The 764-nt window shown below is 38.7% G+C and carries 1 protein-coding gene; it reads left to right on the plus strand.

The genetic code is table 11. The features are described 5' to 3' along the window. Positions 1 to 681: IS4 family transposase (locus VSQ61_RS22710; protein ID WP_334346582.1), on the plus strand; the 681-nt coding region annotated here is incomplete at its 5' end. Positions 682 to 764: the final 83 nt, after the last annotated feature.

Consider the following 764-nt stretch of genomic DNA (forward strand, 5'->3'; position numbering starts at 1 on the left):
TTTTCTTCTCCAAGCACGCTCCATGCTGTAAAATCAATCGGCTATGATGTCATTGGCATGGTGAAAAAGAGTCCAAAAATGTTCTTTAGGTACAATGGTGAAGATATGTCTCTTATTACAATCTATAACCGGAATAAAAAGAGACGTGGTCGTTCCAAATACCTTCTTTCCGTGGTAGTTGATGTTGTAAAAGATGGAGAAATTATTCCGGCTAAAGTTGTATATGTCCGTAATCGGAATAAGAAAAAGGAGTACTTGTGCCTTATCTCCACAGATACAACTCTGGATGAAAATGAAATCATCCGTATTTATGGTAAGCGCTGGGATATCGAAGTTTTCTTTAAGATATGTAAAAGCTACCTGAATCTCAGCAAGGAATGTAACTCCTTATCTTATGATGCAATGACTGCCCACACTGCAGTTGTTTTTACACGATATATGATGCTTTCCCTAGAAAGCCGGGAATCTAACGACAGTCGTTCACTGGGTGAACTTTTTCTATACTTTTCTGACGAAATGTCTGATATCACATGGATACAGGCATTTCAAATGCTGCTTCAAATGTTCCGAACCATGCTTAGCGACAACACGGAACTGTCCGAAGATAAAATTGACGAACTGGTTGATACGTTTATGAACACGATACCTGCTTTACTGAGGACACAGCTTCAAGCAGCATAGCAGAGGAATTAAGATAACTGAATAACTGCCAGGTATTGAATTTTCAAGGTGCATAGGTTAAATCTATGTGCGAAGTTTGAGTT

The sequence above is a fragment of the Candidatus Merdisoma sp. JLR.KK006 genome (genome assembly GCF_036941035.1).
Lineage (GTDB): Bacteria > Bacillota > Clostridia > Lachnospirales > Lachnospiraceae > Laedolimicola.